Here is a 16,025-nt window from a genome sequence, read left to right as displayed (position 1 = left end):
ACCTTCAACCGGTCGCAAGGGGGCATCAGTAAGCTCAGGGTTGCTCAAAGGCGTGAATCACTGCCTCGTTGATCGCCCGCACTTTGGCTTCGTCCACCTTCTCGACCTTGCGGTCGTAGGTGTACAGGCCATTGTGCTCACCTTCTACGTCGGTGATCTGGGTGTACACACTGCCCGACATACCCACGGCCGGGCCCTTGTCGCGCAGGACCGCGGTATTGGCGACATACCCCGCGTTCAGTGCGGCGTTGTCCTTCACGTCGCCGTACGGGTTGATCGCCGTATTCGGCCACACGTGCCCCGGTACACCCAGGGTAAGGCCGCCATGCTCACCATCCATGGAAGCGCGCTTCGCATCCGGTGCGGGCAGGCCCGGACCCTGGTAGTCATGCACGTCGATGATATCGCCCGCGTGCACATCGCCCTTCGTGTCGCAGCAGTTGTAACCGCTGCGCGCGTTGACCAGGCGTGAGGGGTCAAGCGTCTTGATCTGCGTGGCCAGTTCGCCAGCTGCCGGGATGCTCCACTGGCCCCAGCCTTCGTTGAACGGGATCCAGCCGATGATCGAGGTCTCGCCCTTGAGCTGCTCGACGATCGCCGTGACGTCCTTGCGGAAGCGTGCTTTGTCGGCATCGGTGAGCTTTTCATTGTGGCCGTTCGGCAGCGCCGGCATGTCCTGCCACACCATCAAGCCGATGCGGTCGGCCCAGTAGTACCAGCGGGCGGGCTCGACCTTGATGTGCTTGCGAATGGTGTTGAAGCCGAAATCCTTGGTTTTCTGGATGTCGAACTTGAGCGCCTCATCGGTCGGGGCGGTGTGGATGCCATCCGGCCAGTAGCCCTGGTCGAGCGTCGCCAGCAGGAATGTCGGCTTGCCGTTGAGCACGATACGGTTCTTGCCGCCGACGTTCTTGATGCCGATGGTGCGCAGGCCCGCGTAGCTCGTCACCTCGTCGCTCTGGCCACCCTGGGCCAGGGTAGCCTTGAACGTGTACAGGAAGGGATCGTTAGGGCTCCAGAGGTGCGGGTCCTTGATCGCGATACGCAGCGGCTTGCTGGCGGGGCCGCTGGCCTCACCCACGGCCTTGTCGTTCGCATAGGCGGTGACGTGGAGCATCGCGCCGGCCGCCTTGCCAACGACTTTCGCGTTAACCGTGAACCCATCCAGGCTCTTGTCCGCGGTGAACACGAGCTGGGCAACGCTCGTCGCCGGCACCGGCTCCAGCCACACCGATTGCCAGATGCCTGATGCGGCGGTGTAGAAAATGCCTTCGGGCTTCAGTCGCTGCTTGCCGACCATGACGTTTTCACCATCCACCGGTGCATGCACGGCGACGATGATTTCCTGCTGGCCTTGTGGCTTGAGCGCCTGGGTGATGTCCGCACTGAAGGAGGTATAGCCACCCGCGTGCTTCGCCACCTGCTTGCCGTTGACGTAGACCGTCGCGTCCTGGGCCACCGCGCCGAAGTTCAGCCGTACATGCTGGCCGTTCGCGGTGAAGTCCTTCGGAACGTCGACCATGCGGCGGTAGAGCATGTTATCCGAGTGCTTCTGCACGCCCGAAAGGACCGATTCGGCCGGGTAGGGCACGAGGATCTTGTCCTGCAGGGCCTGGCCGAAATGCGGCGCTGCCTGCGTGTCCGCGGCAGCGTATTCCCACAACCCGTTGAGGCTCAGCCATGTCGGCTTCTCAAGCGAGGGGCGGGCAAGCTGCGGGCGAGGGTACTCGGGCAGGGCGTGGGTCGGGGAGACCTCGGCGGTCCACGGGGTCGGCAGTGCGGCGGTCTTGCCGTTCCATACGCCGTCTGCCGTGTTGGCAGCGAAGGCGGGAGCGGTCAGTGCGAGGGCCAGGGCGATCGCGAGACAGGTGGGGGAGCGGTGGGGCTTTGGGGGGAACTTCATTGACAGTCCTTTTTGCGGTGTCGCGGGGTGATCGCGCGCAAGCGCGCTCCTGCAGGGAGCGGCGCGATGCGCGCGATCAGGCGACTACCGGGTGGTGCGGGTCATGGAGGGTGGGGCGTCTTCGGGGGCTGTACCCCAGGTCTTGCTCGGCTCAGGGCCCATGGTCAGCACCAGCGTGGCGCCGTTCACGATATCGCCATGGCTGAACCAGGGCTTGGTCCATGGCTTGCCGTTGAGCGTGGCGGACTGGATGTACTTGTTCTTTTCGGACGTGTTCTTCGCGACGATCTCGAATAGCTTGCCGTTGCCGAGGCGCAGGCGGACGTGGTCGAAGATCGGGCTGCCGATGATGTAATCCGGCGTGGACGGATCGACCGGGTAGAAGCCCATCGCGCTCAGCACGTACCAGGACGAGGTCGAGCCCTGGTCATCCATGCCGGGAAAGCCGTAGCCGGTGGCATCGCTGCCATACATCTCAGCGAGGATCTGGCGGGTCAGTGCCTGGGTCTTCCACGGCTGGCCACTCCACGCATAGAGATACGCGGCCTGCTGATCCGGCTGGTTGCCCTGCACGTACTGGCCGATCAGGCCCGTGCAGTCGCGGCAGACGCCCTTGGCCGTGTATGGCGTGGAGAAGAACGCATCGAGCTTGGCGTTGAACGCCTCGCGGCCACCCAGCAGGTTCATCAGGCCCTGGACGTCATGCGGTACCAGCCACAGCGTGGACCAGCCCGAACCTTCCTTCATCATGAAGTTGTAGTACGGCTCGCCCGGATCGAACGGGGAAATCCATTTGCCATCCGCGGTACGCCCGCGGAAGAAACCGACCGAGGGATCGAACACGTTGCGGTAATTCGCCGCGCGGCGTTCGAACATGTCCGCATCATCCTTCTTGCCGAGGCGGCGCGCGAAGTCGGCGAGGGCATGGTCATCCCACGCGTATTCGAGCGTGGTCGCGACGCCGGCCTTGCCACCTGCGTACGGCGGGCTCGGATCGCCGTCCGGAATGATGTCGGAGATCCAGCCCTGCTTGTCGTACTCGGCAAGGTAGCCACGCGGGCCCTTCGGATCGGTGGCGTTCTTGCGCAGGTATTCGTACGCGGCGTTGTAGTCGAAATCGATGCCGCGCTGCCATGCGCCGTCGTACAGGAACACGGCATGGTCGCCGTGGAACGAGGTGTTCATGTAACCGCGTTCGCGCGCACGGTCGAGTTCCGAACGCATGATGTCCTGCACGACGGTCGGCTGCATCAGCATGAGCAGGGCGATCTGGTTGCGGCCGGTATCCCAGAACGGCACCGGGCCGTAATGGTCATAGTCCGCGACCTGGTCATTACCCTTCGAGTCGGTGTAGTGCTCACCCTTGCGGGCGATCATGCGTGGGCTGGCAAACGAGTGATAAAGCGTCGAGTAGAACAGCATGCGCTGCTTCGGCGTGCCGCCAGTCACCTGGACGCGATCGAACAGATCGGCCCACTTGGCGCGGGCCTTCGCATGCACGCGGTCGAAATCCGCGTCGCTATCCTGGGCCTTCAGGCGCTGGTCCGCCTCTTCGGCGCTATGGCCATGGGCGATGCGCACGACGACCTGGTCGCCGGCCTTTGTGTCGAAATGCAGGTACGCGCCGGCGTAATCGCCCGAGATCTTGCGGCGGCCGGCCTGGATGTCTTCACGACCCAGGCCTTCGCCCTTGTCGGTCATCTCGGCGTGGAAGGTGCCATAGCTCGCAAACGGCCGCGAGAACTCCGCGACAAAGTAGGGGCCGTCCGCGTCACGGTCGCGACGGCCCGTCGTGGCGACGCCCCGCACGGTGTGGTCATCGACGACTTCGACCTCGCCGCCATTGCGGCGGAGGTTGAGCACCACGTTCGAACGGTGGCTTTCGGGGAAGGTGAAGCGCATGAGGCTCGTCCACTGCGTCGCAGTGAGCTCCACCTTCGTCTTGAACGTGGCGAGGTCCACGGCGTAGTAGCCCGGCGAGGCCTTTTCGGTGGCCTTGTCGTAGTACGACGTCATGTAATCGGGCGGCACGGTCCAGTCGCCGACCACCGGCATCACCATCGGCGCGCCGCGCGCACCGTACGTGGAGCCGCCGCCGGTGAAACCGATCATGGTCGGGCGGTTGTAGTCATAGGCCACGGGCACGCCGGTGGCAAAGCCGAGATCGGCATTGATGTTGACCGGCGCGGCTTCCGTCGCGCTCTGCGGCAGGCTGGCGCCAGGCGTGGTCATGCCGGTGTAGGTGGGCTCGCCGGGCGGAGGCGCGTTGCCGAGGAGCTTCTGGTCATCGAGCGGGGCGGTTCCGACCAGGGGGCTTGCGATGTCGACAGGCGCGCCCGTGGAGGGGGTGGGCTTCGCCGGCTTCGTTTGTGCCGCGACAGCGGAGCCCAGCGCGAAGATCGATAGCGCCAGGACGAGGGCACGGCGGGGTGCGCGTGCCAGGAGCATATTCATAGGGTTTTCCTTCACGGAGCGGGGATTCATCCGTTGAAACGAAGACGGGGCCGGGCGATGTGCCCGGCCCCGTCCGATTTTTTACTTGTTGCTTTCACCACCGAACTTGTAGGTCACGCCAACGTAGTACTGGCGGCCCGGGTAGAGCAGCTGCACCAGGCGAGCCCGCGTGTCCCCACCGAGGTAGGTGTGCGGCGTTGCTTTGTTGAAGTTGATGACCGAGGCGGTGACCATGAAGTGCTTGTTGAACTCGTAGTCGCCGTTCAGATCGATCTGGTGGTACGGCTGGGCATACACCGGCAGGCCCGAGGCCAGGCCGGTCATCGTGCGGCCGGTCCAGTTGTCGCTGGCGCGGAGCAGCAGGCCGTTCTTTTCATAGAACAGCGAGACGTTGGCGGCGTACTTCGCGCTACCGATCAGCTCGGCCTTACCGACCTGGGTATCACCCAGCGAGACTGCGGTTTCGTTGGTCTTGTTGAGCGTGTAGTTGACGATGGCGCCGAAGCCCGACTCGAAGCTGTGCTGCGCGTAGATTTCCACGCCCTTCGACGTACCGGAGCGGCCGTTGGCATTGGTGCTGTACTGCAGGAAGTTCGTCGCGGTGCCGCCCACGTCAACGTTGATGTTGTTGACGGTGACTGGGACGACGAAGTTCTTCACCTTCTTCTGGAAGAAATCGACGCCGACGACGCCCTTGGTTGCGTAGTACCACTCACCGGCCAGGTCGAACTGGGTGGCCGTGAACGGCTTCAGGTCGGCGTTGGCACCCGAGCCGTACCAGCCCGGCAGCGGCGCACCGAACTGCTTACGGTCGTTGTAGTACTCCTGCGTGTTGTTGGTCAGCTGGCCCAGCTGCGCCAGGTCGGTGTAGTTGGCGCGGGCCATGGCCTGCGAACCCGCGGCGCGGAGGACGAAGTCTTCGGCGATCGTCCAGGCGACGTTGAAGCTCGGCAGGAACTTGTTGTAACGCTTCTTGGTCGTCGAGTTGGTGAAGTCCTCGATAACCGACACTTCGCGCGGCAGGTACTGGAAATCACCCGGGGCGCACGCACCGCCGCCTGCGTTCACGCCCGAGGCCGGGCAGATCAGGATGTTGCCCGACGGGTCGTGGTAGTACACCGCGTTGTTGGTGGTGACCTGGTTGGCGACGGTGAGGTCCTGCTGCGTGGTGACGAAGCGCACACCGACGTTACCGCGCACAGTGCCCGTATCGAAGTTCGCCTGCACGTAGGCAGCAGCGACCTTCTCACCGATGGACGACTTGTTCTGCGGTTTGTTGTAAAGCGTCCGGTCGTAGGTCTGGTTCAGGTAGTTGTAGTACGCCGGGAAGTTGATCGCCGGGAAGATATCGTCGCCGTAGGCGTGATTCACGCCATTGAGGTAGCTCGACTGCAGGAAGCCTGCGGGCAACTGGCCGGCGTTTGGATCGCAGGTCTGGAATTGCAACTGGGTGCCCTTGCAGTACCAGCGCACTTCGTTGCCCTGCTGTTCGGCGTTCGCGTCACTGTACTTGCCACCAAACTGGATCGACTGCAGCCAGCTCGAATCAAGCGACCAGGTGAAGTCCGCTTGTGCGAAGTTCTGCGAGTTGCTGGTGTTGACCATGTTCGAACCCGTGGAGCCCAGATCGACCTGGCCTGCACCGTTGATCATGTTGTTCAGCACGTCCTGGTCGGCACTGATGCCCGGCTTGCCGCTGAGGTCCCTGCCGGACGTGGTCCACGAGGCACCGGTGCTGCCGTTCACCCACTGGCCGTCCACGAAGTTACGCGGCTTGGCGGCCATGCCCAGCTCGACCGAGGGACCGCCCTTGGCCCACGTGCGGCCGAAGTTGAACGAGCCGCTCAGGTCGCCGCCGTTGTCCCATTCGCCTTCGAGGTTGAGGGTCTGCGAGGTGGCCTTCTCGACGGAGTAGTTACCGTTGAGCCAGGGGATTTCCGTGTTGCAGACATCCACTGCCTGGCGGGCGGCACCGGTGACGGGGTTGGTCGCGGAATTACAACCGACGCCCGCGGCGGGCAGCTTGTAGTTGGCACCGGTCACGATGGTGTGCGACGGATCAAACGTCAGGCCGTTCGGTGCAAGCAGGCGGCCGTTCTGGTCGGCGTAATTGCTGTTGTTCGGCAGGCCCCACTCGGGGATCTCGAGCGTGTTGGTGATCTGGGTCTGCTGGCGCTCGAAGCGGAAGTAGTTACCCGTCAGCAGCAGGTGGTCGCTCGGCTTGAACTGCATCGTTGCCTGCGCGCCCTTGGTCTTCAGGCTCAGGTCGTTGCGGCTGGTCGCGAACTGCTGCGGCATCCAGAAGCCATTCGATTTGTTGCCTGCCTGATCGACGACACCATTGCCCCACAGGTCAATATTGTTGTTGACCGCGGAGTCATACGGGTTGCCGTGGATATCCACCGGTGCCTGGGTGCAGGTTTCATGATCGCGGCAGTTATCCGACCACCAGTGCCAGCTCGTGGCATCGGCCTCGTAGGTGGTTGCCTGGCGCTTCTGGTACGAACCGGCGACGAGGAAGCCGAATGTCTCGTCCTTGTTCTTCCACGAATACAGCGCAGAACCCTGCGGTTCGGTCTTGCTGCTGGTATCGGACATGGCGCCGGTACCGGTCACGAAACCTTCGTTGGCCGCCATCTCGAGCGGACGACGGGTGCGCAGGTCGACGTTGCCGCCGATGCCGCCTTCATCCAGGCGCGCCTCGAGGCTCTTGTAGAGCTTGATGTCCGAGAACATGTTCGCCGGGAACAGGGTGTAGTTGAACGAACGGGTCAGGCCGGCCGAGGTATCGGCAGACGCGACGTAGTTGCCGTTCAACTGGGTGTAGGTCAGTTCGGGGGCGAGGCCGCGGATGCTGACGGTCTTGCCTTCGCCCGATTCACGGCTGATCACCACGCCCGGTACGTGCGCCAGCGCGTCGGCGATATTCTTGGCCGGGAACTGCGCAATATTTTGCGCGTTGATCACTTCAACGATCGAGTTGGCCTCGCGCTTGTCGATCACGTTCTGCTCGATCGACTGGGCGTAGCTGGTCACGACCACCGTATCCAGGTTGGTCGGGCTCTGGCCTTCGTTCGCACGCGTCTGTTTGCCGTCCTTCTTGGCCTTGGCGGCGTCGGTCTGCTGCTGCGTGGCGTCGGTCTGGGCCGGCGTTGTCGCGGGCGCGGCCGTCTGCGCGAACGCGGCGGCTGGCATGGTCATGGCAAGTGAGAACGTGGCTGCGGCCAGTGCGGCACACAGCGGTTTACGCTTGAAGAGTTGCGGCATGTAAGACATTTTTTTTCATCCCTCAATGAAAATGAGCCCTTGCGGGCCAAGCGCGGTGATCCCCCGGTTGATCACCCGTGCAGATGCGCGAATAAGTGCTGCACACGTCCTCCTCTACCCTTTAGATTGGATCGATTGATTGGATCGATCCAAAATTTCGACGACCTGACGTGCGCCGGCACGTCAGCGCTGGATAAGTCAGTGTTCTGGATGCGCCATGGCAGGGCGCTGTTGCTGGCCCGCCGACACGGCACGACGAAGCGCACGCTGCGGGCGTGGGCCATCGGATAAGGGATTTCGCGCAGATGCTGCTTTCACGTGTTGACTCCCCATTCCCTCAAAACAGGACGGCGGGAAGCGGCCCTATCCAGGGCAGCGCTTGATGCGCACATCCCCTCAGCCCCCACCCCACCGCGCACCAACCCAGTCCCGATTCGCAATAGGAATCTTTCGTGGGTTGGATCGATCTAATTCCCCGACGCAGATTTAAATCGCTTAGGGCAGGGGGTGTCACGCTGCGTCGCAAAAACGTAAGAGATCTACGAAAAATCTTAAGAAAACGGCGCCATAGCGTGGCCTGACTGAGCCAGATGGCCAGCGTTCAGTGCGGAGTTGTTGCGCCGCAGTTACGTGAGTTCGTCCGAAACTATGTAAATTCGGCAAAATGTAAGAGAAAAGTAGGTCTTGACTCTGGAGTTAGCTCAAGGCTCTAGACTTATGTCATGACGACTCAAACCTCCCTCACGATCGGCCGCGTCGCGCAAAGCGCGGGTGTGGCGATCGACACGATCCGGTTTTACGAGCGCGAAGGATTGCTACCCGAACCGCGACGTCGGCCCTCGGGTTATCGCGAGTACGACGCCTCGGCGGTTTCCCGGTTGCGCTTCATTCGCCGCGCGAAAGACCTGGGATTTACCCTGGATGAGATCCGTGAACTGCTCGCCTTGTCGGCAGATCGCCATGGCGGGGTAGAAGGCGTACGCGAGCGAGCTACCGCGCGATTGCAAGCGATCGACGACCGCATCACCGAACTGCAGCGCGTCCGCAACGGCCTTGCCGAGCTGGTCGAAGCCTGCCCCGGCCACGGCTCGCCCGACGATTGCCCGATCCTCAAGGCACTCGCGGAGCCCGGCGCATGACCCATAGCTGCTGCTCAACCCCCGCCAGCGATCCGCAGCCCGGTAGGAGCGCGCTTGCGCGCGATAGCTCCGCCCCACCGCACAAGGCCGCGTTACCCCCCGGCACCCTCTACACCTGCCCCATGCACCCCGAAATCCGCCAGGATGGCCCCGGTTCCTGCCCGAAGTGCGGCATGGCACTGGAGCCGGCCATGCCATCACTCGACGATGACGATGGCGAAGTCCAGTCGATGGCGCGCCGCTTCGGCGTCCTCCTCGCACTGACGTTGCCGGTTTTCATCGTCGCCATGGGGCCGCATCTGTTTGGCTGGATGTGGCCATCACCCTGGGATGCGATCGCGCGTTGGGGCGAAGCGCTCCTCGCCACCCTCGTCGTCCTGTGGGGTGGCGCCCCGTTCTTCGCCCGCGGCTGGGGCTCGCTCAAGCCGTGGTCGCCGAACATGTACACGTTGATCGCACTCGGTACGGGCGTGGCTTGGCTATATAGCGTGGTTGCGTTGTTGCTGCCGGGCGTCTTCCCGGCATCCATGCGCGACATGCACGGCCATGTCGCTGTGTACTTCGAATCGGCGGCGGTCATCGTCACCCTGGTGACGCTGGGCGATTTCCTTGAGCTGCGTGCGCGCCGCCGCACCGGTGCCGCATTGCGCGGCCTGCTTGGCCTGGTGCCGAAGACGGCCCGGCGGATCGGTGCCGATGGTAGCGAAGAAGACGTAGCGCTCGATCATCTGCACAGGGGCGACCACCTTCGCGTACGCCCCGGCGAGAAAGTGCCCGCCGACGGCACCGTGATCGATGGCGAAAGCCATGTGGACGAAGCGATGCTGACCGGCGAAGCGAATCCGGTGGCGAAGCGCGTGCACGACAAGCTGACCGGCGGTACGCAGAACCAGCACGGCGCGCTCACCATGCGCGTGGACCATGTCGGCGCGGACACCGTGCTTTCCCGCATCGTCATGATGGTCGCGGAAGCGCAGCGGTCGCGCGCGCCCTCGCAGCGTATCGCCGACAAGGTCGCCGCCTGGTTCGTTCCGGGCGTGGTAGTCGTTGCGCTGCTGGCCTTCGCCGCATGGTGGATGTTCGGCCCGCAGCCCGTCTTCGCGCATGCGCTGGTCGCGGCGGTGTCGGTGCTGATCATCGCGTGCCCCTGCGCGCTCGGCCTGGCGACGCCGATGTCGATCATGGTGGCCAGCGGCCGTGGCGCGCAGGCCGGCGTGCTGTTCCGGGATGCGGCGGCGATCGAGTCGCTGCGCGATATCGACACCCTTGTGTTCGACAAGACCGGCACCCTGACCGAAGGTAAGCCCGCGCTGGTGGACGTACGGACGTTCGGCCGCGAACGGCGCGAGGTGCTCGCGCTCGCCGCTGCGGTGGAACGGCCCAGCGAGCATCCACTCGCCGCCGCCATCGTGGCTGCGGCGGAAGGCGAGGGCGCTGCGGTCCTGGCGGTCTCCGGCTTCCAGGTCGTTGTGGGCCGTGGCGTCGCGGGTCGGGTGGATGGGCATGATGTCGCCGTGGGCAACGGCCGCCACATGGAAGACCAACGGGTTGAAGCCGCGGCGGGTCGTGACGTGGCCGAAAAATGGCGTGCTAAGGGTGCGACCGCGATGTACGTGGCGATCGATGGCCGGCTGGCCGCGGTGCTGTCACTCGCAGACCCGGTGAAGGCGTCGACGAAACCAGCGTTGGATGCGTTGCATGAGGCGGGCGTCCGCCTGGTGATGCTGACCGGCGACAACGCGGCGACCGCGAAGGCGGTAGCCTCCGCGCTGCCGATCGACGAGATGCATGCAGGCGCCTCGCCGGAAGACAAGGCGAACTACGTAGAGAGGTTGAAAGCCGAGGGACGCAAGGTGGCCATGGCCGGCGATGGCGTGAACGACGCGCCTGCGCTGGCGAAGGCGGATATAGGCATCGGCATGGGCAATGGCAGCGATATCGCGATCGAAAGCGCCTCGGTGACGCTGCTGAAAGGCGACCTCGCCGGCATCGCACGGGCGCGGGCACTGTCCGAAGCGACGGTGAAGAATATACGCCAGAACCTGCTTTTCGCCTTCATCTACAACGCTGCCGGCGTACCGCTCGCGGCCGGCGTGCTCTATCCGCTGTTCGGCATCACCCTCTCGCCGATGATCGCCGCACTGGCGATGAGCCTGAGCTCGGTGTCGGTGGTGGGCAACGCTTTGCGTCTGCGCAAAGCGTCGATCTGACCGTGGGAGCGCGCTTGCGCGCGATGGGACTTTGGTAGCTCCCATCGCGCGCATAAGATTATTCCGTCACGCTTAGTGACAGGAGGTTGCCACTGGTTTCGGTCAGGTAGAAGTCGAGCATATCGAAGACCTCGCCCTTTGCATTCACTGGGCCGTCGAAGGTCTGCGGTTCGGGAGAGCCAAGGTACTGACGATCACCAATGATGTGAGATATCCCCTTTCGGAAACTTAGCTCACAGAAGAATGCATCGAGTTTGATTAGTCCTCTGGCGTGTGAAAAATCGCGACGGAACCGAACAAGTAGGATTAACCCTCTGCCACCTTCATGATCCATGCGGATGGATTGCTTTCCCTCGTGCTTTTCGAGCTTTAGTGATCCCGCCGATGCCAGATAATAATCAGCCAGGTCTGTCTCGATCATACTGGGCTCGACCTGTTGCGCGCTCGAGAAGTCTTCGTGGAACGTCGCGCGCGGCTTCGTCGCGCGAGCTTTGTGCACCTTCCGAAACTCGTTGAGGTGTGCCAGACCTTCCTTAACCAGATCGTCGCGCGAGGCGTCGTGCTTTTGCATCGTCATGATGTGCTACTCCTATGGGAGCCGATAGTTCAATCCGACGCGCAGCCGAGCGCAATGCAACTTGCGTTGTAGGGGAGCACGCGGGTTTTTCGGCACGATAGCGTCAATACTGTGATCTTTAAGGCGTAAGTCGAGCGCGATTGGGGATCCAAGGATGCTCAATCGCGCACAGGCGCGGTCCTACAGGCTATTTTGAGTCAAACGACGGCGGGGCATCTTTCGCCGTCGCGGCCCACGCCTTGTTCGGGGTGTCCTTCAGGTCGAACTCGAGCGTGCCGCCCCTCAGGGCGAAGCTCTCCGGCAGCCACGATTGGTCGACCGCCTTGCCGTCGACCTTGAGCGCGTTGACGTACGGCTTGCCCATGCCGGCATTCGGCGCAAGGATCGTCACGTCGCCGCCTTCGCGGTGAATGACGGCCTTGGTGAACAGGGGGCTGCCGACGATGAACTCGGCGCGGCCCGGGATGTTCGGGTAAACGCCCAGCGCGGCGAACACGTACCACGACGACATCTCGCCAAGATCATCGTTGCCTGGGATGCCGTTCGGCGCATTCACCCAGATCGTGTCCAGTACGCGACGCACGAGTTCCTGCGTCTTCCACGGCTGGCCGGCGTAGTTGTAGAGCCACGGGCCGCCGATCGAGGGCTCGTTATCCAGCTCGGCGTGCAGCGGGCCCGACTTGGTGACCGCGAAGGTGCCGTCCGGCTGGTAGAAGTAGTTGTCCAGGCGCTTCGTGGCCTTGTCCATGCCGCCCATGGCTTCAAACAGGCCATGCACGTTGAACGGGATCATCCACACGTACTGGGCAGCGCTGCCTTCGACGAAGCCGTCACCGGTCGACGGGACGAAATCGTGGGCTTCCTTGTCGTCGTCGTCCTTCACCTTCGCCCAGGTGCCATCCGCATTGCGGTTACGGATGTAGCCGCCCTCCGGCGCAGCCTTCGGGTCGAACAGGTTGCGCCAGTACTGCGCGCGGCCGAGGAAGCGCTCTGCGTTGGCCTTGTCGCCCATGCGCTCCGACATGGCGCTCAATGCGAATTCCGCGGCGACGAGTTCAAGCGTATCGGCGGCCGGACCCCACGACGGGGCGCCCACGGGGATGTAGTGCAGCTTCAGCCACTGGTCGAGGCCGGGGCGCTGGCCGACGCATTCGACCGGGCAGCCGTCCATCGAGGTGTCCAGCGCCGTCGGGTTATCCGCTGCGTGGATCAGCGAGGCGAGGGCGCCCTTCGCATCGAAATCGCGAGCGCCGAACGCGTAAATGCCAGCGATCGACGGTGCCGCCGGATCACCGTTCATGACGTGCGTGGCGCCGTTGTTGTGCGTCCAGCGATCCCACACTCCATGGTTCTGCTGCGCCTGGTTGTAGAGGCTCTGGGCGATGTCGCTGGCGATCTTGGGCGTGAGCCACGCGACCATCGGCAACTGCGAACGGTAAACGTCCCAACCGGAGAAATTCGCGTACTGCGCCTGCTGCGTGCCGGCGACCTTATGGACCTTCTGGTCGAAGCCCATGTACTCACCGTTGACGTCGCTGAAGACGTTCGGGGTCATGGAGGCGTGGTACAGCGCGGTGTAGAACACCGTGCGCTGGTCAGGCGTGCCGCCTTCGATATCGATGCGTGAAAGCTGCTTGTTCCAGGCGCTCACCGCATCGTTGCGGACTTTCTCGAAGGGGGTTCCCTTCGGCACTTCGGCATCTAAGTTAGCCTGCGCGTTGGCCGCGCTGGTGTACGAAATGCCGACGCGGACGTTGACGTCCTTCGTGCCCGGCTTGAATCCGACCCACGCACCGGAGCCATTGCCTTCCTTCGGCCAGCCCTTGTCGCCGTAGCCGGAGCCGCCCTCGCTCTTCGTGCCGCCCTTGGTGACCGTGGTGTTCTTCCAGGTGCCGGTGCTGGCGAACGGCTGGTCGAACTCGATCACGTAGTGCACGGTGTAGTAGCTGTGCCGGTCGGCCTTGTCGATGTAGCCGCAGAAGTTGCCGCTGGTGACCGAGCCACTGATGCGGTGGTTGGCCTTGTCGATGCTGGCCGTGGCGTTCTCGGAGCCAACTTCAGAATCCGAGGCACGCACGAGGATATTCACCGGCTTGCCGGCGGGGAAGACGAAATGCCCGGCTCCACTGTGCAGCGCGGCGGTGAGGTCGGCGGTGACGCCGTTCTCGAGCTTGACCTGGTAGTGGCCGGCTTTCGCCTTCTCGTTGTCGTGACTGAACTTCGATGCGTAGGCGTGGCGGAAGTCCGAGCTCGGCGAGGTGGTGACCTCGTCCGTGATCGGCATGATCGGGACATCCCCCGAACCGCCACCACAACCCCAGCCCTCGACATTGGTGAGGGCGAAGCCACGGATCGCATCCGCGCGGTACTCGTAACCGCCCGGCGCGGCGATCGGCGATTTCTTGCCCGGTAGCGGCGAGGCCTCCGGCGTGAACTGGAACATGCCGAATGGCACCACGGCGCCGGGGAACACATTGCCCCCGTTGGTGGTGCCGATCAGCGGGTTGACGAGTTCCGCGGGCGCGGTAGCGGCGCCGGCCATGGCGGGGAGCAAGGCGGTGGCAAGGATGATCGGCTGAAGAGCGCGCAAGAGGTAACCTCCACGATGGGCAATTTATATCGATTGAAATGCCTATAAGCCGCAATGTCGTGTGCCACCGGTCACGACTGCACCGCAGCATTGTAGGAGCGCGCTTGCGCGCGACCGGGGGTGTCGGGACGCCCGGACCGAAAGCATCGCGCGCAAGCGCGCTCCTACAGGGCCTGTTAGAGGAGGATGCCGTCTTGGGGCTGGAGGGGCGTCAGGCCGTGGGACTCGCCGAGCATGTCGCGGAGATCGATCTCGATGGCGCGGGTGAGTGTGCTCATCGGCACGTCGTCGTCGAGGTTCTCGAACGGGTTCTGCATGTCGTTGCCGATCTGCAGCAGGGCAAGGAACAGGAAGCCGGCCACGGTCGAGCCCAGCGGGGTCCATATGCCCAGGCTTTCGACCAGGCTAAGCGGTAGCAACAGGCAGAAGCCGTGGGTGAAGATGGCGGGGTAGGTCGCGTACTGCTGCGGCAGCGGCGTGTTCTTGATCCGCTCCATGCCACCCTGGGCATTGCTGATGTCCGAAAGCGTGCGGGTGAGGGCGGCCCACAGGATCGGTTCGGGCTTCGCGCTAGCCATCAACTCGGCTGTGCCGCTGAGGATAGCGTTCGGCACGTTGGCCACTTGCTGCAGCCGCTCTATGTCGCCGGCGGGCAGGCGGGGGGCGAGTTCTTCCCACGGGGACTGGCGACGCAGATGCAGGCGCAGGGCCTGTACGTAAGCGATCTGGCGATGCGCCACGGTGACCGCGGTGCCACGCGAAGGCATCAAGCTCAATGCCTCGCGTGCCAACGTGCGCGAGGCGTTGACCATCGCGCCCCATAACGTCCGCGCTTCCCACCACCGCGCATAGGCGGTGGTGTTACGGAAGCTCAGGTACACGGCGACGGCCGAGCCGAGCAGGGTGATCGGCAGGGCGGGGAATTCGGCGGTCCAGCGCGGGTGGGCGAAGTACCAGAATGCGGTGACCGCCACATCCCATGCGAACAGCAGCACGAGCGGCCTGCCGACATAGCGCAGGATGTGGCCGAGGTGCGCGCGCCCCGGCAGGATCATGCGTTGTGTTCTTTCTTGATCGCTTCGGCCAGCGGGATGAAGGTATCCGAGGCCTTGTCCAGCACCGCGATGGTGCCGTCGCCGATATCGTAGACCCAGCCCTGCAAGGTGATCGCGTGGTTGGCCAGCGCGGCGCTGACGGCAGGATGCGAGCGCAGGTGGGTGAGCTGCAGGCGCACATTCTCTTGCGTGACGTCCTTCAGCACGTCCTTGTCATCGGTCTTGCGCGCGAACACGGCGCTCTTGGCGGCAGCCGCGTTACGCAGCCATGCATCCACCGTCGGCAGGTCTTTCGTGGAATCCGGGTTGAGCAGGCCCTTCATGGCGCCGCAATCGCTATGGCCGCAGATGACCACGTGGCGCACGCGCAACACGGCCACGGCGAACTCCACCACGGCGGATACGCCGCCGAGCATCTCGCCGTAACCCGGCACGATGTTGCCGATGTTGCGGCAGACGAACAGGTCTCCCGGCTGGGTCTGGGTGATCATTTCCGGCACCACGCGGGAATCCGCGCAGGTGATGAAGAGGGTATGCGGGCTCTGGCCTTCGGCCAGTTCGCTGAACAACTGCTGGGTCTCGGGGAAGACGTTGGCGCTGAAGTCTTCAACGCCCTTGAGCAGGCCAAGCAGGCTGTCGTCGCGCGGGATGTCCTGGGTCATGGGCTCACCTTGGAGGAACGCCGCCGGGCGAGGCGCCGGGCGGGCTTAGGTGGAGCAGTTTAAGCCAAACCAGGGTGATGGGAATGCGCAGCGGTATGGAAAGGGCCCCTTTGCAGAGGCTGGCCGCCACTTGTAGGAGCGCGCTTGCGCGCGATGGGTGCTTGAGGC

Annotated in this window: 9 protein-coding genes; 2 read left to right on the top strand and 7 right to left on the bottom strand. The window is 63.8% G+C overall.

What is annotated here, in order from left to right; translation table 11 throughout:
• Positions 1 to 34: 34 nt before the first annotated feature.
• The 3 genes from VGN46_RS06505 to VGN46_RS06495 all read right to left on the bottom strand — a co-directional run bounded on the left by VGN46_RS06505 (position 35) and on the right by VGN46_RS06495 (position 7,633).
• On the bottom strand, positions 35 to 1,903 hold the full coding sequence (locus VGN46_RS06505) for a glycoside hydrolase family 2 protein (RefSeq protein WP_331641899.1): 1,869 nt from the start codon (positions 1,901 to 1,903) through the stop codon (positions 35 to 37).
• 84 nt (positions 1,904 to 1,987) lie between these two features.
• Positions 1,988 to 4,357 (bottom strand): GH92 family glycosyl hydrolase, encoded by a 2,370-nt coding sequence (locus tag VGN46_RS06500; RefSeq protein ID WP_331641896.1) that lies wholly within the window; start codon positions 4,355 to 4,357, stop codon positions 1,988 to 1,990.
• A gap of 81 nt (positions 4,358 to 4,438) precedes the next feature.
• Positions 4,439 to 7,633 carry a TonB-dependent receptor gene (locus VGN46_RS06495; RefSeq protein ID WP_331641894.1) on the bottom strand — a complete coding sequence of 1,065 codons (3,195 nt, stop codon included), beginning with the start codon at positions 7,631 to 7,633 and terminating at the stop codon, positions 4,439 to 4,441.
• 713 nt (positions 7,634 to 8,346) lie between these two features.
• On the opposite strand from VGN46_RS06495, the gene VGN46_RS06490 reads away from it, so the two are divergent.
• Together VGN46_RS06490 and VGN46_RS06485 are read left to right on the top strand one after the other, a co-directional pair.
• The gene (locus VGN46_RS06490) at positions 8,347 to 8,763 is read left to right on the top strand and encodes a heavy metal-responsive transcriptional regulator (RefSeq protein WP_331641892.1); all 417 of its coding nucleotides are present in this window, start codon (positions 8,347 to 8,349) and stop codon (positions 8,761 to 8,763) included.
• Positions 8,760 to 10,973, top strand: coding sequence for a copper-translocating P-type ATPase (locus VGN46_RS06485; RefSeq protein WP_331641890.1), 2,214 nt, complete (start codon positions 8,760 to 8,762; stop codon positions 10,971 to 10,973). Before VGN46_RS06490 ends, VGN46_RS06485 begins: the two co-directional genes overlap by 4 nt.
• A gap of 58 nt (positions 10,974 to 11,031) precedes the next feature.
• Here the strand turns inward: VGN46_RS06485 and VGN46_RS06480 are convergent, their stop codons facing one another.
• The 4 genes from VGN46_RS06480 to VGN46_RS06465 form a co-directional block, all read right to left on the bottom strand.
• A complete protein-coding gene (locus tag VGN46_RS06480; RefSeq protein ID WP_331641888.1) occupies positions 11,032 to 11,550 on the bottom strand; it encodes a hypothetical protein in 519 nt (172 codons plus the stop codon).
• A gap of 187 nt (positions 11,551 to 11,737) precedes the next feature.
• The gene (locus VGN46_RS06475; protein WP_331641886.1) at positions 11,738 to 14,140 is read right to left on the bottom strand and encodes a GH92 family glycosyl hydrolase; all 2,403 of its coding nucleotides are present in this window, start codon (positions 14,138 to 14,140) and stop codon (positions 11,738 to 11,740) included.
• 176 nt (positions 14,141 to 14,316) lie between these two features.
• Positions 14,317 to 15,195, bottom strand: coding sequence for a bestrophin family protein (locus tag VGN46_RS06470; protein ID WP_331641883.1), 879 nt, complete (start codon positions 15,193 to 15,195; stop codon positions 14,317 to 14,319).
• The gene (locus VGN46_RS06465; RefSeq protein WP_331641881.1) at positions 15,192 to 15,857 is read right to left on the bottom strand and encodes a carbonic anhydrase; all 666 of its coding nucleotides are present in this window, start codon (positions 15,855 to 15,857) and stop codon (positions 15,192 to 15,194) included. Before VGN46_RS06465 ends, VGN46_RS06470 begins: the two co-directional genes overlap by 4 nt.
• Positions 15,858 to 16,025 lie beyond the last annotated feature (168 nt).

This window comes from Luteibacter sp. (genome assembly GCF_036500425.1).
In the GTDB taxonomy this organism is placed as follows: Bacteria; Pseudomonadota; Gammaproteobacteria; order Xanthomonadales; family Rhodanobacteraceae; genus Luteibacter.
Note: the sequence above shows the minus strand (reverse complement) of the source record. Positions and strands in the feature narration are given on the sequence as shown.

Bases quoted from the DNA above. Each gene is read 5' to 3' on its own strand.
- VGN46_RS06505 (WP_331641899.1), bottom strand. From the start codon at position 1,903: ATGAAGTTCCCCCCAAAGCCCCACCGCTCCCCCACCTGTCTCGCGATC.
- VGN46_RS06500 (WP_331641896.1), bottom strand. From the start codon at position 4,357: ATGAATATGCTCCTGGCACGCGCACCCCGCCGTGCCCTCGTCCTGGCG.
- VGN46_RS06495 (WP_331641894.1), bottom strand. From the start codon at position 7,633: ATGTCTTACATGCCGCAACTCTTCAAGCGTAAACCGCTGTGTGCCGCA.
- VGN46_RS06490 (WP_331641892.1), top strand. From the start codon at position 8,347: ATGACGACTCAAACCTCCCTCACGATCGGCCGCGTCGCGCAAAGCGCG.
- VGN46_RS06485 (WP_331641890.1), top strand. From the start codon at position 8,760: ATGACCCATAGCTGCTGCTCAACCCCCGCCAGCGATCCGCAGCCCGGT.
- VGN46_RS06480 (WP_331641888.1), bottom strand. From the start codon at position 11,550: ATGACGATGCAAAAGCACGACGCCTCGCGCGACGATCTGGTTAAGGAA.
- VGN46_RS06470 (WP_331641883.1), bottom strand. From the start codon at position 15,195: ATGATCCTGCCGGGGCGCGCGCACCTCGGCCACATCCTGCGCTATGTC.
- VGN46_RS06465 (WP_331641881.1), bottom strand. From the start codon at position 15,857: ATGACCCAGGACATCCCGCGCGACGACAGCCTGCTTGGCCTGCTCAAG.